The sequence below is a fragment of the Mesorhizobium sp. P2_D1 genome (assembly GCF_056404455.1).
In genome coordinates, this window is the sequence record NZ_JBFUDZ010000005.1 from 1 (window position 1) to 26,668 (window position 26,668).

Genomic DNA, 26,668 nt, shown 5'->3' on the forward strand with positions numbered 1-26,668 from the left:
CGCCGTGCCAGCGAGCCGCGATGCTCGGTCTGGATCGAGGTGTGATCGACGCCGGCTTCAAGGGCAGCCTGCATCGCCTGGCCGATCAGGCCTTCGGTGCCCGTGAGATAGAGGCGCAGGCCCATATGCGCATTGGCCAGCGTCTGCCTGAGCCGCGGCAGCAGGCTGGCAAAGGACGGCGCCTCATGAAACTGCGCCGGCCTCAGCGCTTCGAGCGCTGCGGCATGCTTGCCGTCAGGACCAGGGATGAAGACGATTTCGGCCCCGTCGAAAAACCCTGGCGGTGTCCGCTCGGCCATTTCCGCTATCGCCAGCGCGCCCTCCGCATCTGCAACGAAAAGATGGTGCTTGCCGGGCTGTGGAGACAGCGTTCCGTAAACGGGCCGGCTGATGATGCTTTTGGCTGCCATTTAAGTCTTCGTGCCTCGAACCCCTCGCTGTTGATTATGCCTCAACCTTTGGCCGTGCGCTTGGTCTTCTTGGGATCGTCGAAGGGGAGCGGCTGCGCCGTCGCCTTGATCGAACCGCTTTTGTTGCGAATCTCGAGCTTGGTGTCCTTGACCGCGCAGTCGACGTCGAGCCGGGCGATGCCCATCGATTTCTTCACCAGCGGCGAATACATCGCGCAGGTCACCACGCCGACCTTCTTGCCGTCGCGATAGACCGGCGCGCCCTCGTCGGCCGGCTCCTTGCCGTCGAGCAGAACGCCATAAATCTTGAAGCGTTCCTTGCCCTTGAGGCGGTAATGCTCCTCGGCGCCACGGAAGCCAGTCTTGCCGGGGCTGACGGTGAAGTCGAGGCCGAGCTCCCACAGCGTGTCGCCGGGACCTTCATTGTCGAACGGGTATTTCTGCGAATTGTCGTAGGGATAGAACAAGAGGTAGCTCTCAACGCGCAGCATATCGAGCGTGGTGAAGCGGCACGGAATGATGCCGGCGCTCTTGCCCTCATCGAGGATCCTGTCCCAGATCGTGCCGGCATCCTGGCCACGGCAGAAGATCTCGTAGCCGCGCTCGCCGGTGTAGCCGGTGCGTGAAATCATCACCGGAAAGCCGAACAGCTGCGTCTGCATGTGATGGAAATAGTTGAGATCGCGAATAGCAGGCACATGCTTGGCCAGATAGTCGACAGCGGTTGGCCCCTGTAGCGACAGGTCATGCAGATTGTCATCGAAGCGCAAGGAGACGTCGCGCCCGACGGAAGCGCGCTGCAACTCCTCATGGCCGGTGCCGGAGCCATGCACGACCATCCAGGAATTCGGTCCGGTGCGGTAGAGGATGCAGTCGTCGGTGAACTTTCCCGCCTCGTTCAGCATGCAGGCATAGGCCGACTTGCCGGGATAGATCTTCTCGACGTCACGCGTGGTCGCCAGATCGATCAGGTGCGAGGCGTGCGGCCCGGTGATGTGGACCTTCTTGAGGCCCGAAACATCCATCAGCCCGGCCTTGGTGCGGATGGCGACGTACTCTTCGTCGGCGTTCTTGTCGTAGGTCCAGGCAGTCCCCATGCCGCTCCAGTCTTCGAGCTTCGAACCAAGGGCGCGATGGCGATCCGCCAGGGTTGAAAATCTCCAGGATGCCGTCATCCGCTCGTCCTCCGTTTCGAAAAATCGTTTGCTGTTCCCTGCCCCCTGCGCAGTCGCGGGGGCTTTGGCCGAATATTGACCGCAAACATTCGGGCGCCGCAATACCCATAAGCAATTAATTTCATTGTCAGGCAAAATCCGTCGCACGAAGCAAACGGTTAACCCAACGTAAAATCGGCTTGACAATTGCGGAAATCGGACGGAATTTATGAAAAAAATTTCACTCTCTTGAAAGAGGGCGACGCGCGGTGGATTCGGAACCGTGCGTCGGAAAAAGGGGAAAACCGATGTCAGACATGCAGCAGCGCATTGAAGCGCTGTACCGTTCCGACGTGCGCGGATCCATGCTCCTGATCGTCTGCCTGTGGGCAACGATCCTCTTCGTCCTCCTCATGACGTGGCMATACATCCCCGATAGCGGCATCAGGGTCGTCGTCGCGATCGCGGCGGCCGCCGTGCTGATCTTCAACACGGCCGCCATCCTGGCGATGGTCAAGCACTACAAGGAAGACAAGGACTTCATCTACGGGCTCGACATCAAGAACGCCGACGCATTCCGCAACCGCAAGTCCTGAAGGGGTAGAAGACATGTCGCGCTACAAACCGCCGGAGCAGAGCAAGGCCGGACAGATTTTCGATATCGTCGTCGTTGTCGTCGCCATCTTCGTCGCCCTGTGGCTGCCGCTGAAACTCGGGCTGGCGGGTGCGGCCAAATCGATCGACGCACTCGATACCAAGACCTGGGAGACGCTCGGCCAGAACGCGACCATGGCCTCGATCTGGGAAAAGCTCGGCTACACGCCCGAGACCGCGCACGACATCATCCAGAACCGCTTCCACTATGTCATCGACTGGCCGACGCTGATCATCATGGCCGCGGTGCTGATCGGTTATTTCGTCTTCCTGTTCCGCGCCTCCGACCGCGAATATCGCGAAGTCATCAACGAAAAGTTCGACGACAAGTAAAAACTTTCCACGAACAATCGGGGGACACGATCATGTGGATGGCACTCTCCTACGCCTGCTGGGGCATCTCGATCGTGCTTGCCCTGTGGATGCTCAACGACTGGTTCAAGGTTGACACGACCTTCTCAGAAGAGGTGCTGACCTCGTCGCGCGAAGGCGAATTGGAAGCCGTTTCCGAAAAACACCGGATCTGAGTGGGGATTGAACAATGACGATCACACTTGAACCGGTAATCCACGGGGACAGGGTCTCACTGCTGCGCGTGCTCGGCCCGGCCCATGTCTGGGCGCTCGGAGTCGGCATCGTGCTGGTCGGCGAATTCACCGGCTGGAATTTTGCCGCCGACAAGGGCGGCGCGCTTGCCGCGCTGATCGTCTGCTGGCTCGTCGGATTGCTCTACACCTCGGTCGCGATGATCGATTCCGAGGTGACATCGACGGTCGCCGCCGCCGGCGGCCAGTATGCGCAGGCAAAGCACATTGTCGGGCCGCTGATGGCCTTCAATGTCGCGCTGTTCCTGGTCTTTGCCTACACCATGCTCGAAGTGTCCGACGCGATCCTGCTCGGCGACACCATCGTCGCCAAGGCGGGGGTCGAAGGGCTCACCCACAATTCCTTCATCGCCGCCACCATCGTGGTGCTGGCATGGCTGAACTATCGCGGCGTGCTGATGACGCTGAACGTCAACTTCGTCATCACCGCAATCGCCTACATCTCGATCGTCATCCTGTTTTTCTCGGTCAGCCCGTGGACGCAGGGCGCCGTGCTGAAGCTGAACGAACTGGTCACACCCGACAACGCCCTGCCCTATGGCTGGATCGGCGTCATCGCCGCCTTCCAGTTCGGCATCTGGTACTATCTCGGCATCGAGGGCACCACGCAGGCCGCCGAGGAAGTGCGCTCGCCGGCTCGCTCGCTGCCCTACGGCACGATGGCCGGCATGATCACGCTTTTGATCGCCGCCGCCATGACCTGGTATGTCTGCGCCTCGATGATGCCGTGGGAATATCTGGGCATCACCTATTACCCGCTGTGGGACGCCGGCAAGCTGACCGGCAGCCCGTTGCTTGAGAACCTGTTGTTCATCGCGACGCTGCTTGCCGCACTTGCCTCCGCCAATGGCTGCATCAACGACGCGGCGCGCGCCTGGTTCTCGCTCGGCCGCGACCGCTATCTGCCGACATGGTTCTCGGCCGTGCATCCGAAATACCGCACGCCCTATCGCTCGATCCTGTTCCTGCTGCCGATCGCGCTGGCCTTCGCCTTCATCGCCGACCTCAACCAGGCGATCACCTTCTCGATCCTGTCGGGTGTGCTGCAATACACGTTCATGAGCATCAACATCGTCATGTTCAGGAAGAAGTGGCCGCTCGGCTCGATCCGCCGTGGCTATACGCATCCGTTCCATCCGCTGCCGGCCGTCGTGCTGTTCTGCCTGTGCGTGGTGACCTTCTTCGCCATCTTCCTCGGCTTCGGCTCGCAGCTGATCGCCATGGTCGCCTTCTACTTCCTGATCTCGCTATGGTTCCATTTCTACCGCTACAAGTTCGTGCGGCGCGGCGATCAGTTCACCATGCCGTGGCCGAAGCCGCAGGGTTATTGATGGGAGTAGGCCCGTCCGGATCCTGGACGGGCCTGGCATGACAAAATGTCCGAGGTGACGTCAGCACTCTTTGCCGGGGCAATTGTCCTGGCCCTCATCCTTCATCTTGCCTGGCTGGCGCGCGCCAGCCGCAACAGGGCGTCAGTGGCGCTCGCCATCGACCATGCCAGCGTTCGTACCGTCATTACCGACGCTGCCGATGTTTCGGACGGCACCGCCGGTGTCATCACATGGGAAGGTTCCTGGAAGGGCCGACGCGTCCAGGTGCGCACGATCGTCGATACGCTGGCAACACGAAAACTTCCGGCACGCTGGCTGAGCGTCTCGATCACCGAGCCCGTGTCGGTGCCCGGCACCTTCGACATGATGATGCGGCCGGGCTCGCCGACGACCTTCTCCAATTTCGATCATCTCGACCATACGCTGCCGAAGGCTCCGGGATTTCCAACCGAGGCAGTGTTGCGCACCGACCGCAGGGGCGCGCGTTTTCCCCAAGGTATCATCGCCAGCCATGTCGAGATCTTCTCCGAAGGGCGCGCCAAGGAACTGCTAATCACGCCCAAGGGCATACGCATCGTCTGGCTGCTGGCCGAGGCCGAGCGGGCACGCTACGGCGTGTTCCGGCAAGCCGAATTTGGGGATGCCACACTTGACCCAGCGCTGATTGAAAGGCTGCTGGTGTCGGTGTCGGCACTTCGCGACGCCATCAACAAAAGCGATCGGCAGGCCGCATGACCAGTTCCGTCACTGTACCCGCCCCTCCCAACCCGTATCTGGTGCTCGGCGCGGCAATCGTGCTGCCGGCGAGCGGACATGTCATTCTGGGCGTGCCGGTGCGCGGCCTGCAATTTCTTTTCTTCATGGTGATCCTGGCATGGGTCACCGCCAAGATCGCGCCGCCGGACGCCAGCTTCGTCGGCCGTCATGCCGGCGGCTTCCTGATTTATGCGTTGTCGATCCTCGACGCCTACAGGATAGCCCGCATCCGCACCGCCAAATGGGTTCACAAGCTCCGGCGAGACAATGATGGTGCGCAGAGCGGCATTGAGAAACATACGTAACTGGAGGAATATTTTTTTCATACGATTGAATTCAGGAGACTCATTCGGTACATCATCTCAGAGCTGCAAACACCGGGAGGCTGACATGTGTGGAATTGTCGGACTGTTTTTGAAGGACAAGTCGCTGGAACCCCAGCTTGGCTCGATGCTGTCGCAGATGCTGATCTCGCTCAGCGATCGGGGTCCGGACAGCGCCGGCATCGCCATCTATGGCGCGCCTTCCAGGAATGAGGCCAAGATCACCATCCAGTCGGCCAAGCCGGAGCGCGATTTCCGCGGCCTCGAGGCCGAACTCGCCAAGGCCATCGGCACGCCAGTGACGATCACTGTCAAATCGACCCATGCGGTCGTCAGGACCACGCCTGCCAAGATCGACGAGGCGCGCGAGGCGATCCAGGCGCTGCGCCCCGACATCCGCATCATGGGCGCCGGCGACGTGGTCGAAATCTACAAGGAGGTCGGCCTGCCGGAGGCGGTGGTCGACCGCTTCGATGTCCGCAGCATGACCGGCACGCATGGCATCGGCCATACCCGCATGGCGACGGAATCGGCGGTGACGACGATGGGCGCGCATCCGTTCTCGACCGGGGCCGACCAGTGCCTGGTGCACAATGGTTCGCTGTCCAACCACAACAATGTCCGCCGCGAACTGATCCGCGAAGGCATGACCTTCGAGACCGAAAACGACACCGAGGTCGCGGCCGCCTATCTCTCCTCGCAGATGGCGCATGGCAAGAATCTCGGTGAAGCGCTGGAGGGCACGCTCTCCGACCTCGACGGCTTCTTCACCTTTGTCGTCGGCACCAAGAACGGCTTTGGCGTGGTGCGCGATCCGATCGCCTGCAAACCCGCCGTGATGGCCGAGACCGACCAGTATGTCGCCTTCGGTTCGGAATATCGTGCGCTGACCAAACTGCCCGGCATAGACAATGCGAGGGTCTGGGAACCCGAGCCCGCAACCGTCTATTTCTGGGAGCATTGAGTTCATGCCGGCAACCAAACTTTCAAAGACGGCGGCGCACGACCACGCTTCCCGGGTCTTCGACCTCGACCAGATGTCGTTGCGCGAGCTCAACCAGGCGCTGCACAATCTGGCGCCCGGCTCGAACGAGACGGCGTGGGAAGTGCTCAACCCGAAAGGCAACCATTCGGTCGCCGTCGGCGTCGACCAGCCTGTTACCATCGATGTGCGCGGCAGCGTCGGCTATTATTGCGGCGGCATGAATTCCGGCAGCGCCATCACCGTGCATGGCTCGGCCGGGCCCGGCGTCGGCGAGAACATGATGTCGGGTTCGATCACCGTGAAGGGCGATGCCAGCCAGTATGCCGGCGCCACCGGCAAGGGTGGCCTGCTGGTCATCGAAGGCAATGCCTCGTCGCGTTGCGGCATTTCGATGAAAGGCATCGACATCGTCGTGCACGGCAATATCGGCCACATGTCGGCCTTCATGGCGCAGTCCGGCAATCTGGTGGTGCTGGGCGATGCCGGCGATGCGCTGGGCGATTCCATCTACGAGGCGCGGCTGTTCGTGCGCGGAAAGGTCGACAGCCTCGGTGCCGACTGCATCGCCAAGGAGATGCGGGCCGAACACCTGGAGTTGCTGCAAGGCCTGCTCGACCGTGCCGGCGTCACCGGCGTCAAGCCGTCGGACTTCAAGCGCTACGGCTCGGCGCGCACGCTCTACAATTTCAATATCGACAACGCCGACGCGTATTGAGGCAGCATGACCTACAGGAACCCGCCGACGACGCCGCGCAAATCCGCGACCTTCGACGACTACACGCTTTCTGAAATCCGCCGCGCCGCGGCGACGGGGATYTACGATATCCGYGGCGCCGGCGCCAAGCGCAAGCTACCGCATTTCGACGACCTGCTGTTCCTTGGCGCGTCGATCTCGCGCTATCCGCTGGAAGGCTATCGCGAGCGCTGCGACACAAGCGTCGTGCTGGGCTCGCGCCATGCCAAGAAGCCGATCGAACTCAAGATCCCGATCACCATTGCCGGCATGAGCTTCGGCTCGCTGTCCGGTCCGGCCAAGGAAGCGCTCGGACGCGGCGCGACCCTGTCGGGCACCTCGACCACGACGGGCGATGGCGGCATGACCGAGGAAGAGCGCGGCCATTCGAAGACGCTGGTCTACCAATACCTGCCGTCGCGCTACGGCATGAACCTGCGCGACCTGCGCCGTGCCGATGCCATCGAAGTCGTCGTTGGCCAGGGCGCCAAGCCCGGCGGAGGCGGCATGCTGCTTGGCCAGAAGATTTCCGACCGGGTCGCCGAAATGCGCACGCTGCCGAAAGGCATCGACCAGCGCTCTGCCTCGCGCCACCCCGACTGGACCGGGCCCGACGATCTCGAGATCAAGATCCTCGAACTGCGCGAAATCACCGACTGGGAAAAGCCGATCTACGTCAAGGTCGGCGGCGCCCGGCCCTATTACGATACGGCGCTTGCCGTGAAAGCCGGCGCCGATGTCGTCGTCGTCGACGGCATGCAGGGCGGCACGGCGGCCACGCAGGAAGTGTTCATCGAAAACGTAGGCCAGCCGACGCTTGCCTGCATCAGGCCGGCGGTGCAGGCACTGCAGGATCTCGGCATGCACCGCAAGGTGCAGCTGATCGTCTCCGGCGGCATCCGCAACGGCGCCGATGTCGCCAAGGCGCTGGCGCTGGGCGTCGATGCGGTCTCGATCGGCACGGCTGCCCTTGTCGCGCTCGGCGACAACGATCCACGCTGGGAGGCCGAGTACAACGAGCTCGGCACCACGGCGGGCGCCTATGACGACTGGCACGAGGGCCGCGACCCGGCCGGCATCACCACGCAGGACCCGGAACTGATGAAGCGCGTCGACCCGGTCGCCGCCGGGCGCCGGCTGGCGAACTACCTCAAGGTGATGACACTGGAAGCTCAGACTATCGCCCGCGCGTGCGGCAAGAACAGCCTGCACAATCTCGAACCCGAGGACCTCGTCGCGCTGACGATCGAGGCAGCCGCCATGGCCGGCGTGCCGCTGGCCGGCACCAACTGGATACCGGGGAAGAACGGCTTCTAATCAACGAAGGGCCGAAGCCCACACGCTCTGGGGCCACCAATCGACAAAAAATGGGGAACTTCCGTGACAGCTGATCTTGCAGAATTCGCAAGGGCGAAAAACGTCAAATATTTCATGATTTCCTACACCGACCTGTTCGGTGGCCAGCGTGCCAAGCTGGTGCCGGCGCAGGCCATCGCCGACATGCAGAAGGACGGCGCCGGCTTTGCCGGGTTCGCCACATGGCTCGATCTGACCCCGGCCCATCCCGATATGCTGGCGGTGCCGGACCCGAATTCGGTGATCCAGCTGCCGTGGAAGCCGGAAGTCGCCTGGGTCGCCGCCAATTGCATCATGGACGACAAGGAGGTCGACCAGGCGCCGCGCAACACGCTGAAGCGACTGATCGCCGAGGCGGCCAGCGACGGCATGCACGTCAAGACCGGCGTCGAGGCCGAGTTCTTCCTGATCTCGCCGGACGGCAAGACGATCTCCGACGAATACGACACGGCGTCGAAGCCCTGCTACGACCAGCAGGCGGTGATGCGCCGCTACGATGTCATCGCCGAGATCTGCGACCACATGCTGGCGCTCGGCTGGGGCGCCTACCAGAACGACCATGAGGATGCCAACGGCCAGTTCGAGATGAACTGGGCCTTCGACGATGCGCTGGCCACCGCCGACAAGCACTCCTTCTTCAAATTCATGGTCAAGTCGATCGCGGAAAAGCATGGCCTGCGCGCGACATTCATGCCGAAGCCCTTCCAGGGCCTGACCGGCAATGGCTGCCATGCGCATATCTCGGTGTGGGACAAGGCCGGCAAGACCAACGTCTTTGCCGACAATGCGATGGAACTCGGCCTGTCGGCCAAGGGCAAGAATTTCCTCGGCGGCATCATGAAGCATGCATCCGCGCTTGCTGCGATCACCAACCCGACGGTCAATTCCTACAAGCGCATCAACGCACCGCGCACCATTTCGGGCGCGACCTGGGCGCCGAACACGGTGACCTGGACCGGCAACAACCGCACCCACATGGTGCGCGTGCCCGGCCCCGGCCGCTTCGAACTTCGCCTGCCCGACGGCGCGGCCAACCCCTATCTGCTGCAGGCGGTCATCATCGCCGCCGGCCTCGACGGCATCCGCTCGAAGGCCGATCCCGGCAAGCGCTACGACATCGACATGTACCAGCACGGCCATACGGTGAAGGGCGCGCCGAAGCTGCCGCTCAACCTGCTCGACGCGTTGCGCGAGTTCGACAAGGACAAATCGCTGAAGGCGGCGCTGGGTGAGGAATTCTCGTCGGCCTATCTAAAGCTGAAGCACCAGGAATGGAATTCCTATGCTTCGCACTTCACGCAATGGGAGCGCGACCACACGCTGGATATCTAACTCCCAGCGAATGCGAGCGACCTCGGAATGAACTGATGAAATACTCGATCTTCTCGCTCGCCCGCGCCGCCCTGTCCGGCCACAAGAACTGGCAGCGCACCTGGCGCGACGCCACGCCGAAGGATCGCTACGACGTGGTGATCATCGGCGGTGGCGGCCATGGCCTGGCGACCGCCTGGTTCCTCGCCAGCGAGTACGGCATCAAGAATGTCGCCGTGCTGGAAAAGGGTTGGATCGGCTCCGGCAACGCCGGCCGAAACACCACCATCATCCGCTCCAATTACGGCCTGCCCGGCAACACCGGCTTCTACGAATTGTCGATGAAGCTGTGGGAGCGGATGGAGCAGGACCTCAACTACAACACGATGGTCAGTCAGCGCGGCGTCATCAACCTCTACCATTCCGACGCACAGCGCGACGCCTATGCGCGGCGCGGCAACACCATGCGCATCAACGGCATCGATGCCGAACTGCTCGACCTCGCCGCGGTCAAGAAGATGATCCCGTTCCTGAACTTCGACAATGCGCGCTTTCCCGTGCAAGGCGGACTCTTGCAGCGGCGCGGCGGCACGGCGCGGCATGATGCGGTGGTCTGGGGCTATGCCCATGCGGCGAGCGCGCTCGGCGTCGACATCATCCAGAACTGCGAGGTGACCGGCTTTAGCCGCGACGCCAACGGCAAGGTGACCGGCGTCGAGACCTCGCGCGGCAAGATCGGCGCCGGCAAGGTCGGCATGGCGGTCGCCGGCAGTTCCTCGCGCGTCGCGGCGATGGCGGGCCTGCGCCTGCCGATCGAAAGCCATGTGCTGCAGGCCTTCGTCTCCGAAGCGATCAAGCCGCTGATCCCCGGTGTCATGACCTTCGGTGCCGGCCATTTCTACGTCAGCCAGTCGGACAAGGGCGGGCTGGTCTTCGGCGGCGACATCGACGGCTACAATTCCTACGCCCAGCGCGGCAACATGCCCGTGATGGAGGATGTCTGCGAGGGCGGCATGGCGCTGATGCCGATGATCGGCCGCGTGCGCCTGCTGCGCCAGTGGGGCGGCATCATGGACATGTCGATGGACGGCTCGCCGATCATCGACAAGACGCCGGTCGACGGGCTCTACCTCAATGCCGGCTGGTGCTATGGCGGCTTCAAGGCGACGCCCGGATCGGGCTTTGTCTTTGCCCATCTGCTGGCCCGCGACACGCCGCACGAAGAAGCCGCACGGTTCCGCCTCGACCGCTTCCGGACTGGCGCGATGATCGACGAAAAGGGCCAGGGCGCCCAACCGAACCTGCACTGAGGACGGACGGAACCATGCGCATAGTCTGTCCCTTCTGCGGCGAACGTGAACTCGGCGAATTCACCTATCTGGGCGACGCCAAACCATTGCGGCCGGCGGCCGGCGCTTCGGAAGACGAAGTCTTCGACTATGTCTATCTGCGCGACAATGTCGCCGGCGAGACCAGCGAATACTGGTACCATGGCGGCGGCTGCCGGGCCTGGCTGAAGATCGCCCGCAACACGCTGACGCACGAGATTTCTTCGGTTGAGCCGGCGGCGGGTGCCGGTGCCGCGAAAGTCGGTGCGTGATGGCCGGCGCGCAGACCAACCGGCTGGAACGTGGCGGCCTTATCGACCGCTCCGCGCCGCTGAATTTTCGTTTCGACGGCAAGACTTTCTCAGGCTTCCAGGGCGACACGCTCGCCTCGGCACTGATCGCCAATGGCGTCAAGCTGGTCGGCCGCTCGTTCAAATACCATCGCCCGCGCGGCATCCTGACTGCTGGCTCGGAAGAGCCGAACGCGCTGGTCGAATTGCGCACCGGTGCGCGGCGCGAACCGAACACCAAGGCGACCACGGCCGAGCTCTATGAAGGGCTAGAGGCGGCCAGCCAGAACCGCTGGCCATCGCTGCGCCACGATGTGATGTCTGTGAACCAGCTGTTCTCGCCGATCTTCGTCGCCGGCTTCTACTACAAGACCTTCATGTGGCCGGCGAAATTCTGGGAAGCGATCTACGAACCGGCGATCCGCCGTGCCGCCGGGCTCGGACGCGCCGCGGGCGCCGCCGATCCCGACCACTACGACAAAGCGTGGGCCCATTGCGATGTGCTGATCGCCGGCTCGGGCCCAACCGGACTGGCCACGGCCTTGGCAGCCGGACGCAGGGGTGCCCGTGTCATCCTGTGCGAGGAGGATTTTTCGCCGGGCGGGCGCCTTTTGTCGGATGGCGGCACGATCGATGGCCTGCCGGCAGCCGAATGGCTTTCACGGACGCTGGCCGAACTGGCGACGCTGCCAGACGTCCGCATCATGACCCGCACGACACTGTTCGGGGTCTATGACGGCGGCACCTATGGCGCGATCGAGCGGGTCAACGACCATCTGCCCTCGCCGCCGGAGCATCAGGTGCGCCAGCGGCTGTGGCGGATCGTGGCCAGGCGCTGCGTGGTCGCGGCCGGCGCCATCGAACGGCCGATCGTCTTTGCCGGCAACGACACGCCTGGCGTGATGATGGCTTCCGCCATGCGGACCTATGTCGCGCGCTATGCGGCAACGCCGGCCAAACGCATCGCGCTGTTCACCAACAATGAGGATGGTTGGCGCACGGTCGAGATCGCACTCGGCGCCGGGTTGCAGATCGCGGCGGTCATCGACGCCCGGCCTGACGTATCGCCCGCCCATCGTTCGCTGGCGTCCAAGGGTGGCTTCCCCGTGCTGCACGGCTCCGTCAGTGGCGTCGATGGCGGCAAGGATGGCGTCACGAAGATCGCGGTGTCACTCACCGGTGGCGCGCGCGCCGAGGTCGAAGCCGACGGGCTTGCCGTTTCCGGCGGCTGGAACCCGGCTGTCGGGCTGACCTCCTACCATCGCGGCCGGCCGAAATGGCTGGATGACATCGCCGCCTTCGTGCCGGATGGCGCGCCTCCCGGAATGGTGGCCGTGGGCGCCGCCAACGGCGCCTTCGGGCTCGGCGCCTGCCTGGCTCAGGGCTTTGCCGTGGGTAGCGCAGCCGCGCATGACACCGGGCACAGCGGCAAGGCAGGCACAGCCCCTGTCGCTGACGACGAGGCGTTCTCGCTCAAGCCGCTCTGGCATGTCGCCGGCAAAGGCAAGGCCTTTGTCGATTACCAGCACGACGTCACCGCGTCCGACATCGAACTGGCGCAACGCGAAGGCTTTGAATCGGTCGAGCATCTGAAGCGATACACGACGCTCGGCATGGCGACCGACCAGGGCAAGACCTCCAATGTCGCCGGTCTCGCCATCATGGCCGCGGTCAGCGGCCGGTCCATTCCCGAGACCGGCACGACGATCTACCGTCCTCCTTACGTGCCCGTCGCCATCGGCGCCTTTGCCGGCCATCATCGCGACGAGACGTTCCATGCGACGCGGCTGACGCCGTCGCATCATTGGGCCGCCGAACAGGGCGCTGTTTTCGTCGACACCGGACTGTGGAAGCGCGCGCAGTGGTATCCCCGCGCCGGCGAGAAGGACTGGCTGGAATCGGTAACCCGCGAGGTCAAAGCGGTGCGCGGCGGCGTCGGCTTCTGCGATGTCTCGACGCTCGGCAAGATCGACGTGCACGGTGCGGATGCCGGCGCCTTCCTCGACCGCGTCTATATCAACACCTTCTCCAATCTCGCCGTCGGCAAGGCCCGCTACGGGCTGATGCTGCGCGAGGACGGCATGGTCTATGACGACGGCACCACGTCGCGGCTGGCCGAGGATCATTATTTCCTGACCACCACGACGGCCAGGGCCGGACTGGTGATGCAGCATCTCGAATTCTGCCGGCAGGTGCTGTTTCCCGAACTCGACGTGCAACTGACTTCGGTCTCGGACCAGTGGGCACAGTTCTCGATCGCCGGGCCGAAGACCCGTGACCTGCTCAAGGAGATTGTCGATCCGGCGGAGGACCTTTCCAATGAAGGTTTCCCGTTCATGGGGGCGCGTGAAGTCCGCTTGCGCGGCGGCATCAAGGCGCGGCTGTTCCGCATCTCGTTCTCCGGCGAGATGGCGTTCGAGATTTCGGTGCCGGCACGCTTTGGCGATGCCATGGCACGCAATCTGATGCTGGCCGGTGCGCCATTCGGCGTCACGCCTTACGGCACCGAGGCGCTCGGCGTCATGCGCGTCGAAAAGGGTCACATCGCCGGACCGGAACTGAGCGGCACGACGACGGCGGCGGATCTTGGTCTCGGCAAGATGATGTCGACCAAAAAGGATTTCATCGGCCGCGTCATGGCCGGGCGCGAGGCGCTGGTTGCACCGAACCGTCAGGTCGTGGTCGGCATCAAGCCGGTGGACAAGGCGTGCAGGCTGCGCTCCGGCGCGCATATCATTCCGAAGGGGCAGACACCTGGCCCGGGCAACGACCAGGGCTATGTCACCTCGGTCTGCTTCTCGCCGACATCAGACCAATGGATCGGGCTCGGCCTCGTCGAGCGCGGCCGCGAACGCATCGGCGAGATCGTCCATGCACATGATCCGTTGCGCGGCGAGGACTACGACGTCGAACTGTGCAATCCCGTCTTCTACGATCCGGATGGAGGGCGCCAGCGTGGCTGAGTTTTCCTGGGCTTCCCGCAGTCCGCTCGAGCATGCGCTTGCCCCAGGCGCGCATGGCGCAGGCGGCGTCGAGGCCGGCGTCTCGCTGACGGAAGTCCGCAATTTCGACCTGATCCAGGTGATGGCGCGGCGCGGCAAAGCGGCCGAACTGGCGCGGGCGGCCAACGGCCGTTTCGGCGTGTCGGCTCCTAATGCGCCCACGGTGGTACAGGCTCAAGACGCCGCGCTGATCTGGTCCGGGCCGGATCAGTTCTTCATCCTGTCTAAGGGCGGCAAGCACACGATGGACACGCTGGCGCCGGCATTGTCCGGCCCTGCCTCACTGTCCGACCAATCGCATGCGCGCGCCCTGGTCAGCATTTCCGGGGCCAGGGCCCGCACCATGCTGGCCAAGTTGTCGTCGATTGACCTGCACCCGTCGGCATTCCCGATTGGCGCTGCCGCCGCAACTTCGATCGATCACACCAGCGTCACGCTCTGGCGCGGCGGCGACCGGCCGGATGGGCAGGCCGTGTTCAACCTGCTGGTGTTTGCGAGCTTCGCCGGAAGCCTGTGGCACACGATGCTCGACGCGGCGGCTGAGTACGGCGTGGCGATCGCGCATTCGGAGGAGTTGGCGTAGCGCGGAACAGATAAGAAAGGCCACCTTCGCTTGCCAAATCCGGCCTTGCCGCCTATTCTTCCTGCTAAAATAATTTCACGTACAGGCAAACTTGTTTCTCGAACCGATGTCTCGAAACACAAGGCTGAGATGAGCCAGTCGCCCTACCCTGCCGTCGCTGCCGGACCCCCACGGCCGAGCCTCATCCTGAGGCCCGGCCAGATCGCGCTGCCGCCTGGCATGGAGCGCTATACCATCCAGGGCAATGGCGCCGTCCTCATCGAAGTCGAGTCCGGCGATACCCTAACGGTTCGCAATGTCGAGGGCGGCCAGGCCTGCGAATTGCTGGCGTGGGACAAGGCCGGCGTGACCGACCCCGGCATTTTTGGCGAAACATCGAACATCAATGCTGCCGGCATCAAGGCGCTTTTGGCCGAGGGTGACGACAGTCTTGGCGCGTTGCGGCGCGGGCTTGCGCGCCGGCAGGTGCAGCTTGATCAGGCGAAGGCGGTACGCGTGTTCGGTGGCACCACGCCGGCCGGCACCGAGCAGGGTTTCAATGTCGTGCGCGACGGCGCGATGGTCATCGCCGCGCCCGGCGGGCCGATGCTGGTCGATGGCCACGACACGGCGACGCCGCTCGGCGTTATCGTCCGGCGCGCCACGATCCGTCCGGCGGCGAAGTCGCAATTGGCCGACCCGCTCGCCGAGCCGGTGCTCGACCTGCGCGTCCACTCGGCGACGGCGGAATCCTACTTCGTCAAGGCCGGCGACTATCTGCAGATCATCGATGTCGACGGGCGCCAGTGCACCGACTTCCAGTGCTTTTCGGCGCGCAAGCTGGACAAGGGTCTCGACCATCCGCTCGACGTGACGACGACCCGCACGCTGATGGGCGCGAGCTATCCGATGCCCGGCCTGCATTCGAAATACTACGACCAGGACATGGAGCCGCTGGTCGAGGTCGTGCAGGACACGTGCGGCCGGCACGATGCCTTCGCGCTCGCCTGCGCGGCCAAATATTACGACGACATCGGCTATCCCGGCCACACCAACTGCTCGGAGAATTTCAATCGCGCGCTGTCGGACAAGGGCGTCACGCCACGTGCCGGCTGGATGGCGATCAACTTCTTCTTCAATACGGCGATCGACGCGCATGGCGTCATGGTGTCGGACGAGCCGTGGTCGCGGCCGGGCGACTATGTGCTGCTCAAGGCGCTGACCGACATCGTCTGCGTTTCCTCAGCCTGCCCCGACGACACGACGCCGGCCAATGGCTGGAACCTGACCGACATCCATGTGCGGACCTATTCCGGCCAGCACAAATTTTCGCGAGCGATCGCCAGACGCATGACGCCTGATTCGGAACCGAAAATGACCCGCGAGACCTCCTTTCATTCGAGCTTTGCCAAGCACACCCGCAACTTCGTCGAGTACAGGGGCTACTGGCTGGCCAATTCCTTCGCCAGGCAAGGCCCCATCGACGAATACTGGGCCTGCCGGCAGGATGCCGTGATCATGGACCTGTCGCCGCTGCGCAAGTTCGAGGTCACCGGGCCGGATTCGGAGGCGCTGCTGCAATACACGCTGACGCGCGACGTCAAAAAGCTTGGCGTCGGCCAGGTCGTGTATTCCGCCATGTGCTACGAGCATGGTGGCATGATCGATGACGGCACGCTGCTGCGGCTCGGCAAGGACAATTTCCGCTGGGTCGGCGGCGACGATCTGTCCGGCGAATGGTTGCGCGAAACGGCGAAGAAGCTCGGCCTCAACGTCCTGGTCCGCTCGTCGACCGACCAGATGCACAATATCGCCGTGCAGGGCCCGAAAAGCCGCGACATCCTGAGGGAGGTTATCTGGACCTCACCGCTGCAGCCGTCGATTGACGAGCTCGAATGGTTCCGTTTCGCCGTCGCCCGCATCGGTGGCGGCAACGGCATCCCGGTCGTCGTCTCGCGCACCGGCTACACCGGCGAGCTCGGCTACGAGATCTGGTGCCATCCGCGCGACGCCGAAAAAGTGTTCGACGCCATCTGGGAGGCCGGCCAACCGCACGGGCTGAAGCCGATGGGACTGCAGGCGCTCGACATGGTGCGCATCGAGGCCGGACTGATCTTCGCCGGCTACGAATTTTCGGACCAGACCGACCCGTTCGAGGCCGGCATCGGCTTCACCGTGCCGTTGAAGAGCAAGACCGACGATTTCATCGGCCGCGAGGCGCTGATTCGGCGCAAGGAAAACCCGCAGACAAAACTGGTCGGCCTCGACATCGACGCCAATGTCGATGTCGGCCATGGCGATTGCGTGCATGTCGGCCGCGCCCAGATCGGCGTGGTCACGTCAGGCATGCGCTCGCCGGTGCTGAACAAGACCATCGCGCTGGCGCGGCTCGACGTCACCCACGCCGCTGTTGGTACCGAGGTCGAGATCGGCAAGCTCGACGGCCATGCCAAACGGCTGCCGGCGCGCGTCGTCGCCTTTGCCCATTACGATCCGCAGAAGACCAGACCGCGCTCCTGACCGCGCTTCACTCGCAAGCCTTCGAAAGCCGCGCCGGCAGTCTGGGCGATCGCCGCGGCTAGGCATTTCGATCGACAAATGCCGGCAGTTATGCTATTGATTTGGGGATGGTGATGATTTGCGCCGTGACCCGCTTCAGGCGGGTTTTTCATTTCAGACCCCTGGTCCTTCTTTCGAACAATCCCGCCCGCAGCAGTTCGAAGCTGACATGTTTCGCAAGCGTGATGTGCATGGTTTCACAAAACGCTTGACGTGAAAGCGCGCCGGATCAATCTTCACTGCTAAGAAAAAAATACGACTGAGTGGAAACACCGGCAGCCGCCCAAYGCATGCGTCGATGACRAAGCCTCGCGAAGTCGCGGCCGTCACGGACGGGGAACATCAAAAAGGGGAACCCAMACAMATGAGCACGATAAGCACTACGCTGGAGCCGCTTGCCGAGAGCAAGCTGCACCGGAATATCGACTGGCGCGGCGCCTTCTGGGTGGCCAGCGGCGTCCCTGCCCTTGTCCTGTTTTCGATCGGCGGCATTGCCGGCACGACCGGCACGCTGGCCTTCGCGATCTGGATCGCCTCCATGATCATGGGCTTCCTGCAATCCTTCACCTATGCCGAGATCGCCGGCCTGTTTCCGAACAAGTCGGGCGGCGCCTCGATCTATGGCGCCACTGCCTGGCTGCGCTATTCCAAGTTCATCGCGCCGCTGTCGGTGTGGTGCAACTGGTTCGCCTGGTCGCCGGTGCTGTCGCTCGGCTGCTCGATCGCCGCCGCCTATATCCTCAACGCGCTGGCGCCGGTGCCGCTGTTCACCGAAACCTCGCCCGATGTCGTCGCCTATATCGCGGCCCATGCCGGCACCAGTGCCGCCGACGCGATCACGGCGGTGACCGCTGCCGCGACGCCGGCGATCCGCAACTGGACGCTGTACAGCCACACGCTGGGCCCGGTCTCCTTCACCTTCAACGCCACTTTCTTCATCGGCGCCGTGCTGATGCTGATCATCTTCTCGATCCAGCATCGCGGCATTCTGGGCACCGCCAATGTGCAGAAATATATCGGCCTGCTGGTCATCATCCCGATGTTGATCGTCGGCGTCGTGCCGATTTTCACCGGCCAGATCAACTGGGCGAATTTTTCGCCGCTGGTGCCACTGGCGGCCGCCTACGCGCCGGAGCCCGGCGCCTGGAACATCGCCGGCTGGACGCTCGTGCTCGGCGGCATGTTCATCGCCGCCTGGTCGACCTACGGTTTCGAGACCGCCGTCTGCTACACCTCCGAATTCAAGAACCCCGGCACCGACACGTTCAAGGCCATCTTCTATTCCGGCTTGCTCTGCATGCTGCTGTTCATCCTGGTGCCGTTCACCTTCCAGGGCGTGCTCGGCTTGAACGGAATGCTGGCCACCCCGATCGTCGACGGCTCCGGTGTCGCCGATGCGCTGGCCGGCATGGTCGGTGGCGGAGCGCTGATCCACAGCCTGCTGGTGATGCTGATGATCCTGGCCCTGGTGCTGTGCATCATGACGGCGATGGCGGGTTCTTCGCGCACGCTCTACCAGGGCTCGGTCGACGGCTGGCTGCCGCGCTATCTGAGCCACGTCAACGAGCATGGCGCACCGACACGGGCCATGTGGACCGACCTTTGCTTCAACCTGATCGTGCTGGCCATCGCTTCGGCCGACGCGACGAGCTTCTTCTTCATCCTCGCCGTGTCGAACTGCGGCTACATCATCTTCAACTTCCTCAACCTCAACGCCGGCTGGATCCATCGCATCGACAACGGCCATATCGCGCGGCCGTGGAAGGCGCCGAGCTGGCTGCTCGGCGTCGGCGCCATCTTCGCCTATGTCAACGCGATCTTCATGGGCGCCGGCGCCAAGGTGTGGAATCCGATGGCGCTGTGGGCCGGACTGATCACCGCGGCCTTGATCATCCCGGTGTTCTGCTTCCGCCACTACATCCAGGACGGCGGCAAGTTCCCCGACCATATGCTGGCCGACCTCGGCATGAGTTCGTCCGATCTGGCGGTCAAGAAGGCGGGCATGCTGCCCTACCTGACACTGGTCGCCGGCGTGGTGGTGATGCTGCTCGCCAACTGGTATTTCGTCATCTGACCTCGGAAATGAAAAGGATCGGGCGCGCTTTGGCGCGCCCGATCCTTTTCAGCTGGCGCAGGCGGTCTATTCGGCGGCCAGCGCCAGTTGTGGCTTCTCGGCTTCCGGGATCAGTTCCAGATCGTCGATCCGCCCCTCCGCCCCGTGCTTCTTGGGCTCGCGGCCGAAGAACAGGGCGTAGCCCGCCGGCAGCACCAGGATGGTCAGCACGGTGGCAACCAGGATGCCGCCCATCATGGCGTAGGCGAGCGGCCCCCAGAACACGGCGCGCGAGATCGGGATCAGCGCCAGCACCGCCGTCAAGGCGGTCAGCGTGATCGGCCGGAAACGGCGCACGGCCGAGCCGATGATCGCTTCGGATCGCTCCATGCCCGCCGCTATGTCCTGGTCGATCTGGTCGACCAGAATGATCGAGTTGCGCATGATGATGCCGAGCAGCGCGATGACGCCGAGGATGGCGACGAAGCCGAACGGCGCGCCGCTGATCAGAAGGGCCGCGGCAGCACCGATGATGCCGAGCGGGCCGGTCGCCAGCACGAGCATCGCCTTGCCGAAATTCTGCAGCTGGATCATCAAGAGCACGACGATGATGGCCAGCATGATCGGCGCCTTGGCGGCGATCGAGGCCTGGCTTTCGGCCGAATCCTCGGCACCGCCCTGGATCTCGATCTTGTAGCCAGGTGCCAGCCCATCGCGCAGACCCTGCATGTCCTTGTACAACTTGGTGACGACGTCGTTGGACTGCACGCCGTCGGGCAGCGTTGCCCGCACGCTGATGGTCGGCAAGCGGTTACGCCGCCATTCGATGCCTTGCTCCAGCACCGGCACCACCTTGGCGACCTGCGACAGCGGCACGAAGCCGCCGAAATCGGTCGGGATATAGACGGAGTCGACCGAGGACAGCAGGCTGCGGCTGGCATCCGGCTCGCGGGCGACGATGGACACTGTCTCCTCGCCGTCGCGGAAGTCGTCGAGCGGCGCGCCGGACATGGTCGCCTGCAGCATCTGGCGGATGCGCTGCGAGGTCACGCCAAGCGCACGGGCGCGATCCTGGTCGATGACCAGCTTCATCGCCGGCACCGGCTCGAGCCAATCGTCATGGACGGCGCCAAGCAGCGGATCTTCGCGGAACTTGGCCTTCACCTGGTCGGCGATGCGGCGCACCTCCTGGCGGTCCGGGCCCATGACCCGCATCTGCACCGGCCAGCCGGTCGGCGGGCCGAGGAACAGGCGGTCGACCTTGGCGCGGATGGACGGGAAGTCCTCGGCCAGGACGGTGCGCAGCTTGACGATCAGCCGTTCGCGGGCCGGCTCGTCATTGGCCATCACCAGAAGCTGGGCGAAGTTCGGATTGCTCAGTTGCTGGTCGAGCGGCAGGAAGAAGCGCGGCGCGCCTTCGCCGATATAGGTGGCGATGAAACGCTTGTCCTTGTCGTCCATCATCTTGGCTTCAAGCGCCTTGGCCTGCACCTCGACTTCCTTGATGCTGGTGCCCTCCGGCAGCCAGAGATCGACGAGTATTTCGGGCCGAGACGATTGTGGGAAGAAGTTCTGCGGGATGAACTGGAACGCCCACAGGCTGGTGCCGAAGGTTACCAGGGTCATGACAAGCACGATGACGCGGTGGCGCACGGCCCAGCCGACGGTCGAGCGCAGCCGGCGATAAAAGCGCGTGTCGAAGACGTCGTGATGGCTGCCAGCATGCTTGCGCTGCTTGAGGATCATGTAGCCGAGCCACGGCGTGAAATAGACCGCGACGAACCACGAGACGATTAACGCGATGCCCACGACATAAAACAGCGTGCGCACATATTCGCCGGCCGTCGAGGCGGCGAAGCCGACCGGGATGAAGCCGGCGGTGGTGATGAGCGTGCCGGTCAGCATCGGGAAGGCGGTCGAGGAATAGGCGAAGCTCGCCGCCTCGATCTTGACCAGCCCCTCTTCCAGCTTGCGCTCCATCATCTCGACGACGATCATGGCGTCGTCGACGAGCAGGCCGAGCGCGATGATCAGCGCGCCGAGCGAGATGCGCTGCAGGTCGATGCCGAGTTCGTACATGATGGCGAAAGTGGCGGCCAGCACCAGTGGAATCGCGATGGCGATGACCAGGCCGGAACGCCAGCCGATCGACAGGAACGAGACGACGAGCACGATCAGCAGCGCTTCGCCGAGCGCGTGCATGAATTCGGCGACCGCATCGGTGACGACGCCCGGCTGGTCAGAGATCTGGTCGACCGAAACGCCATAGGGCAGCGCCTCCTCAAAGCGCTTGTAGGTCGCCTCGACCTCCTTGCCGACATCGGTGACCTTGAAGCCCTTGGCCATGACGACGCCAAGCTGCACGCTGTCATGACCGTTGAAGCGGTATTTGCGCTGGAAAGGATCTTCCAGCCCCGACGTCACCGTGGCGATGTCGCCGAGCCGGGTGACCTGGCCGCCGGCGCGCAAGCGCAGGTTGCGGATATCCTCGACCTTGCTGACGTCGCCCTCGACCGAAATGCGCACCGAATTGGTGCCGGTGTCGACGGAGCCGGCCGGGTCGACATTGTTCTGTCCCTTGATCGCGTTCTGCAGATCGGTCAGCGTCAGGCCGCGTTCGGAGAGCGCCTTGGAGGAGATGTCGATATAGAGCTTTTCCGGCTGGTCGCCGATGATGACGGCCTTCTCGACGCCGGGCGTGGTCAAAAGCATGTCGCGCGCCTGGATGGCGAACTTCTTCAGCTCGGGATAGCTGAAGCCATCGCCACTGATCGAATGCAGCGTGATGAAGGTGTCGCCGAATTCATCGTTGAAATACGGTCCGAGCAGGCCTTGCGGCAGATCGCCAGCAATATCGCCCACCTTCTTGCGTACCTGATAGAAGGCGTCCGCCACCTCGGCGGCGTTGGTGTCGCCCTTGATCTGGACCGTGATGATGGCGCTGCCGGCGCGCGTGAACGAGCGCACGAAATCGAGGTGCGGCGTTTCCTGCAGCTTGCGTTCGATCTTGTTGACGACCTGGTCTTCCATCTCCTGGATCGAGGAGCCGGGCCATATCGCCTGGACGACCATCACCCGGAAGGTGAAATCGGGATCTTCCTTCTGGCCCATGCGCATCAGGCCGAGCGCACCGGCAATGATGATCAGGCCGAACAGGAACCGAGCAATGGAGGGATGGCCGATTGCCCAGCGCGACAGGTTGAAGGGCCGCTTCTCGTCCGTGGAATTGGTCATCGATGCAGGTCCATCTTTTTAGCGCAACAAGATCGCGGTTCGGTGGTGGCTTCCGGGCGGCAAGGCTCTCCGAGCGGAGAACACTCATCGCGGTTGGGGACGCGAAAATTGATGCGCGGGGGGTCACATCAATCGAGCGCCTCGGTTCGAGCGTTTGCCGCCCGGAAACCAGCGGCTGCGGGAACGCGCAGCCGGTGTCTGTCGTCAGCGCACCTGCCTGGTGTCGCTGTCATCGCCGGCCGCAGAAGCAGATTGCAGCACCGTGTCGGCGGCAAGTTTCACTTTCAGGTTCTCGGTCATGAACTGCGTGCCGGCAGCGACCACGACATCGCCGGGCTGCAATCCCTCGGCGACCCGCACGCCATCGGCGGCGAACTTGGCGACCTTGACCGGGCGGGCGTGGACGGTGTCGGCGCCGCGATCGACGGTCCAGACGATCGACTGGCTGTCTTGCTTGGCCAGCGCGCTCAGCGGGATCGAAACGAGCTGCCGCTCATTGGCCGCCGATGCTTCGATGCTGGCGGTCATGCCGAGCAGCACGCGCGGATCGTTGGGCAGACTGACGCGAACGGCAAAGGTGCGCGACTGCGGATCGGCGCTGCCAGCGACTTCGCGGACCTTGCCCTCGAGCGCGAGTGCGTCGTCGGACCAGAAGCCCGCCTTTACGACCTTGCCCGGCTTGAACTCGGCGATTTCCATTTCCGGAACCGCGATCAGCACTTCCTTTTCGCCGTCGACCGCGACGGTGACAACCGGCGTGCCGGAGCCAACCACCTGGCCGACATCGGCGCTGACGGCGGTGACGATGCCGTCCCTGTCGGCCTTGAGGTCGGTGTAGCCGGCCTGGTTCTTGGCCTGGTCGAGCGACGAGCGAGCAGAATCGCGGGTGGCGACCGCCTGGTCATAGCTCAGCGTCGCCTGTTCGAGCTGCGATTTCGGTGCAAAATCCTTGGCAAAAAGCTGCTCGGCGCGCTTGCGGGCAAGCTCGACCGTCTCGACCTGCCGCTCGGCGGCATCGAGCGCTGCCTGAGCGCTTTTGACCGAAAGGTCGTAATCGATGGGATCGATGCGGGCGAGTACATCGCCGGAGGCCACGTGCTGACCGATGTCGACAAGGCGCTCCGTGATCTTGCCGTTGACCCGGAACGCCAGGGCGCTTTCGGTGCGGGCCCGCACCGAACCGGAATAGGAGAGCGTGCGGGTGTCATGCGCCTGGGCGATCTCGACGACCTTGACCGGGCGGATGATGTCCTTGACCTCGGCTTTCTCCTGCGAGCAGCCGGCAAGCCCGAGCGCCGCGACGATCAGGCCGGCGACCGGCAGCTTGCGAAGGATGGAACGGGACAAAGACATCTTGCTACTCCGACTGGGAGATGAATGGTCGACACCGGCACCAGAGTGCGGCGCTATTTCAAGGCCTTGATTGCATAGTCGATGAGGTCGTCGGGCATCGCCCGGTTGGTCTTGGCAAGACACTGCGCCACCATCTGCGGATGGCACAGGATGACTGTGGCGGCGCCGAAGCAGCGCGACGCGATCACCGGATCCTGTTCCCTGAACTCGCCGGCCTCGATGCCATCGCGGATGACTTCCGCGAACAGATCGTGGATGCTGTCGACGTGCTTGTCGATGACGCCCCAATCGCGTTCGAGCGCGACGATGACCATTTCATGGACCTTCTGCTCGTCGAGCATGACTTCCATCGTCATCTTGTACTGCGCATGTACGTAGCGCCGAAGCCGCTCCTCGGCGCTGATCGGCAGGTGGCAAATCTCGTAGGCCATCTTGTAGCTGGCACCGAGCATCCTGCCGCAGACGGCCTGGTGGATTTCGACCTTGGTGGCGAAGAAGCGGTAGATATTGGCCGGCGACATGCCGAGTTCACGGGCGATGTCGGCGACATTGGTCTTGCCGTAACCGTAGTGCCGGAACAGGCGCTCGGCGCAGTCGAGAATGCGCGTCACATTTTCCTGTCGGGCGACGTCGGCGGCGACTATGTTGGCGGCTTCGGACATGGGTCTCTTTGTTTACGACTGACGAATTTCAATTTTCGTCAGTCGTAAATCGAAATGGCCGACCTGTCAACGCGAAATCGATGTACGCGTACGATTGGTGACAGCTGGTGACATCCAACAGACGTCTCCAGGCGGCCCGAGGATGCGGGTCGCTGAAAATATTTTCGAGAGGGGCTGCCCTAGACGTCAGGCGACCTTGGCCATTTCCCGTAGCCGGAACTTCTGGATCTTGCCGGTCGAGGTCTTCGGGATTTCGGCGAAGATCACCGCCTTCGGCACCTTGAAGCGGGCTAGCAGTGCGCGGCAATGCTCGATGATCTCGGCCTCGGTCGCCGCCTTGCCGGGCTTCAGTTCGACATAGGCGACCGGCACCTCGCCCCATTTGTCATCGGCCCTGGCGACGACGCCGCAAGAGGCAACCGAGGGATGCTTGTAGAGCGCATCCTCGACCTCGATCGACGAGATGTTCTCGCCGCCGGAAATGATGATGTCCTTGGAGCGGTCCTTGAGCTGGATATAGCCGTCGGCGTGCATGACGCCGAGATCGCCGGAGTGGAACCAGCCGCCGGCAAAGGCTTCGTCGCTCGCCTTGCGGTTCTTGAGATAGCCCTTCATGACGATGTTGCCGCGGAACATGACCTCGCCGATGGTCTCGCCATCCGCCGGCGTCGTCCGCATTGTCTCGGGATCCATGACGGTCAGGCCTTCGAGCGCTGCATAGCGCACACCCTGCCGCGCCTTCTTGACACTGCGCTCGCCCTTTTCGAGATTGTCCCAGGCGCCGTGCCATTCGTTGACGACGGCCGGACCATAGGTCTCGGTCAGTCCGTAGAGATGGGTGACGGCGAAGCCGGCATCGGCCATGCCGGACAACACGGCCTCCGGTGGCGGAGCAGCCGCGGTGTTGAAGGTGACGGTCTGCGCGAATTCGCGCTTGTCCTCGTCCTTCGCATTGATCAGCACCGACATGACGACCGGCGCGCCGCACAGATGGGTGACGCCATGGTCGGCGATCGCATCGTAGATCGGCTTCGGCCGCACCCAGCGCAGGCAGACATGAGTGCCCGCCTGGACGGCGAGCGTCCATGGAAAGCACCAGCCATTGCAGTGGAACATCGGCAGCGTCCAAAGATAGACGGCGTGCTTGGCCATGCCGGCATGGATGGTGTTGGTGTAGGCCATGAGGGCAGCACCCCGATGGTGGTAGACGACGCCTTTCGGATTGCCAGTGGTGCCGGAGGTGTAGTTGAGCGAAATGGCGTCCCACTCATCGTCGGGCATCGACCAGGCGAAGTCGTCGTCGCCGCTTGCGATGAAATCCTCGTAGTCTGATGTGCCTATGCGCTCGCCCTTCGGATACGGCGCGTCGGCAGCGTAGTCGGGATCGTCATAGTCGATGACCAGCGGCTTGACCTTGGCCAGTTCCAGGGCCTGCTTGACGACGTTGGAGAACTCGCGATCGACGATCAGTATCTTGCTCTCGGCATGATCGAGCTGGAAGGCGATGACGGCGGCATCGAGGCGGGTGTTGAGTGAGTGCAGCACCGCCCTGGTCATCGGCACGCCGAAATGCGCTTCCAGCATCGGCGGCGTGTTGGACAGCATGACCGTGACGGTGTCGCCCTTGCCGATGCCGCGCTTCTGAAGGGCCGAGCCAAGCTTCAACGACCGGCGCCAGAAGGTGCGATAGTCGATGCGCTGGCGGCCATGGATGATGGCGACATGGTCGGGATAGGTCTTTGCCGCGCGCTCCAGATAGGTGAGCGGCGTCAGCGGCTGGTGGTTGGCCGCGTTCTTGTCGAGATCCTGTTCGTAAGGATTGCCCATCCCGTCCTCCCCGAGTTTCTTCTTTGAGATGTTCTAATCACAGGCTCGGGCCGCGTCACCACCAACGATGCCGCGATAGAGCGCATTTGGCACAATGATGATCTAGATTCAGCTGATGAAAAGGCATCGTATACCTTGGCCTGGTTTGACTTTTGTCGAAGGCCGTGAATAATGTCAGCC

General features: G+C 63.4%; 22 protein-coding genes. 16 read left to right on the forward strand and 6 right to left on the reverse strand.

Annotated elements, in window-relative coordinates; translation table 11 throughout:
• Together AC1D0I_RS06310 and AC1D0I_RS06315 are read right to left on the reverse strand one after the other, a co-directional pair.
• The coding region (locus AC1D0I_RS06310; RefSeq protein WP_477393775.1) for a hypothetical protein at positions 1 to 410 on the reverse strand (410 nt) is incomplete at its 3' end.
• A gap of 41 nt (positions 411 to 451) precedes the next feature.
• Entirely contained in the window at positions 452 to 1,585 is a 1,134-nt protein-coding gene (locus tag AC1D0I_RS06315) for an aminomethyl transferase family protein (protein ID WP_477393777.1), read from the reverse strand.
• A gap of 287 nt (positions 1,586 to 1,872) precedes the next feature.
• Between AC1D0I_RS06315 and AC1D0I_RS06320 the strand changes: the two genes are divergently transcribed.
• From AC1D0I_RS06320 to AC1D0I_RS06395, 16 genes are all read left to right on the forward strand, one after another.
• Positions 1,873 to 2,160: a hypothetical protein gene (locus AC1D0I_RS06320; RefSeq protein ID WP_477393779.1), complete on the forward strand. Its 288-nt coding sequence runs from the start codon at positions 1,873 to 1,875 to the stop codon at positions 2,158 to 2,160.
• A 13-nt stretch (positions 2,161 to 2,173) separates the two neighbouring features.
• Positions 2,174 to 2,551 (forward strand): hypothetical protein, encoded by a 378-nt coding sequence (locus tag AC1D0I_RS06325; protein ID WP_477300714.1) that lies wholly within the window; start codon positions 2,174 to 2,176, stop codon positions 2,549 to 2,551.
• Between the two features lie 32 nt (positions 2,552 to 2,583).
• Entirely contained in the window at positions 2,584 to 2,745 is a 162-nt protein-coding gene (locus tag AC1D0I_RS06330; RefSeq protein ID WP_477393781.1) for a hypothetical protein, read from the forward strand.
• 14 nt (positions 2,746 to 2,759) lie between these two features.
• A complete protein-coding gene (locus AC1D0I_RS06335) occupies positions 2,760 to 4,154 on the forward strand; it encodes an APC family permease (protein WP_477393783.1) in 1,395 nt (464 codons plus the stop codon).
• 45 nt (positions 4,155 to 4,199) lie between these two features.
• Entirely contained in the window at positions 4,200 to 4,889 is a 690-nt protein-coding gene (locus tag AC1D0I_RS06340) for a hypothetical protein (protein ID WP_477393785.1), read from the forward strand.
• On the forward strand, positions 4,886 to 5,215 hold the full coding sequence (locus AC1D0I_RS06345) for a hypothetical protein (RefSeq protein ID WP_095088217.1): 330 nt from the start codon (positions 4,886 to 4,888) through the stop codon (positions 5,213 to 5,215). The genes AC1D0I_RS06340 and AC1D0I_RS06345 overlap by 4 nt, the downstream gene beginning before the upstream one ends.
• An 85-nt stretch (positions 5,216 to 5,300) precedes the next feature.
• Positions 5,301 to 6,197 carry a class II glutamine amidotransferase gene (locus AC1D0I_RS06350; protein WP_477300720.1) on the forward strand — a complete coding sequence of 299 codons (897 nt, stop codon included), beginning with the start codon at positions 5,301 to 5,303 and terminating at the stop codon, positions 6,195 to 6,197.
• 4 nt (positions 6,198 to 6,201) lie between these two features.
• A complete protein-coding gene (locus AC1D0I_RS06355; protein WP_095088211.1) occupies positions 6,202 to 6,933 on the forward strand; it encodes a GltB/FmdC/FwdC-like GXGXG domain-containing protein in 732 nt (243 codons plus the stop codon).
• A 6-nt stretch (positions 6,934 to 6,939) separates the two neighbouring features.
• Positions 6,940 to 8,268, forward strand: coding sequence for an FMN-binding glutamate synthase family protein (locus tag AC1D0I_RS06360; protein WP_111546931.1), 1,329 nt, complete (start codon positions 6,940 to 6,942; stop codon positions 8,266 to 8,268).
• 63 nt (positions 8,269 to 8,331) lie between these two features.
• On the forward strand, positions 8,332 to 9,639 hold the full coding sequence (glnT, locus tag AC1D0I_RS06365) for a type III glutamate--ammonia ligase (protein WP_095088209.1): 1,308 nt from the start codon (positions 8,332 to 8,334) through the stop codon (positions 9,637 to 9,639).
• 35 nt (positions 9,640 to 9,674) lie between these two features.
• On the forward strand, positions 9,675 to 10,928 hold the full coding sequence (locus AC1D0I_RS06370) for a sarcosine oxidase subunit beta family protein (protein WP_477393787.1): 1,254 nt from the start codon (positions 9,675 to 9,677) through the stop codon (positions 10,926 to 10,928).
• Between the two features lie 14 nt (positions 10,929 to 10,942).
• Positions 10,943 to 11,218, forward strand: coding sequence for a sarcosine oxidase subunit delta (locus AC1D0I_RS06375; protein ID WP_477393789.1), 276 nt, complete (start codon positions 10,943 to 10,945; stop codon positions 11,216 to 11,218).
• Entirely contained in the window at positions 11,218 to 14,199 is a 2,982-nt protein-coding gene (locus tag AC1D0I_RS06380) for a sarcosine oxidase subunit alpha (RefSeq protein WP_477393791.1), read from the forward strand. The genes AC1D0I_RS06375 and AC1D0I_RS06380 overlap by 1 nt, the downstream gene beginning before the upstream one ends.
• On the forward strand, positions 14,192 to 14,821 hold the full coding sequence (locus AC1D0I_RS06385; protein WP_477393792.1) for a sarcosine oxidase subunit gamma: 630 nt from the start codon (positions 14,192 to 14,194) through the stop codon (positions 14,819 to 14,821). Before AC1D0I_RS06380 ends, AC1D0I_RS06385 begins: the two co-directional genes overlap by 8 nt.
• 129 nt (positions 14,822 to 14,950) lie before the next feature.
• Complete coding sequence (locus AC1D0I_RS06390; protein ID WP_477393794.1) at positions 14,951 to 17,320, forward strand: DUF1989 domain-containing protein; 2,370 nt, start codon at positions 14,951 to 14,953, stop codon at positions 17,318 to 17,320.
• A gap of 403 nt (positions 17,321 to 17,723) precedes the next feature.
• Positions 17,724 to 19,433 carry an APC family permease gene (locus AC1D0I_RS06395; RefSeq protein ID WP_095088261.1) on the forward strand — a complete coding sequence of 570 codons (1,710 nt, stop codon included), beginning with the start codon at positions 17,724 to 17,726 and terminating at the stop codon, positions 19,431 to 19,433.
• Between the two features lie 66 nt (positions 19,434 to 19,499).
• Here the strand turns inward: AC1D0I_RS06395 and AC1D0I_RS06400 are convergent, their stop codons facing one another.
• From AC1D0I_RS06400 to AC1D0I_RS06415, 4 genes are all read right to left on the reverse strand, one after another.
• Complete coding sequence (locus tag AC1D0I_RS06400; RefSeq protein WP_477393796.1) at positions 19,500 to 22,646, reverse strand: efflux RND transporter permease subunit; 3,147 nt, start codon at positions 22,644 to 22,646, stop codon at positions 19,500 to 19,502.
• Positions 22,647 to 22,850: 204 nt separating this feature from the next.
• Positions 22,851 to 23,999, reverse strand: coding sequence for an efflux RND transporter periplasmic adaptor subunit (locus AC1D0I_RS06405; protein ID WP_477393798.1), 1,149 nt, complete (start codon positions 23,997 to 23,999; stop codon positions 22,851 to 22,853).
• 53 nt (positions 24,000 to 24,052) lie between these two features.
• The gene (locus tag AC1D0I_RS06410; RefSeq protein WP_095088192.1) at positions 24,053 to 24,661 is read right to left on the reverse strand and encodes a TetR/AcrR family transcriptional regulator; all 609 of its coding nucleotides are present in this window, start codon (positions 24,659 to 24,661) and stop codon (positions 24,053 to 24,055) included.
• Positions 24,662 to 24,847: 186 nt separating this feature from the next.
• Entirely contained in the window at positions 24,848 to 26,488 is a 1,641-nt protein-coding gene (locus tag AC1D0I_RS06415) for an acyl-CoA synthetase (RefSeq protein WP_477393800.1), read from the reverse strand.
• Between the last annotated feature and the right edge of the window lie 180 nt (positions 26,489 to 26,668).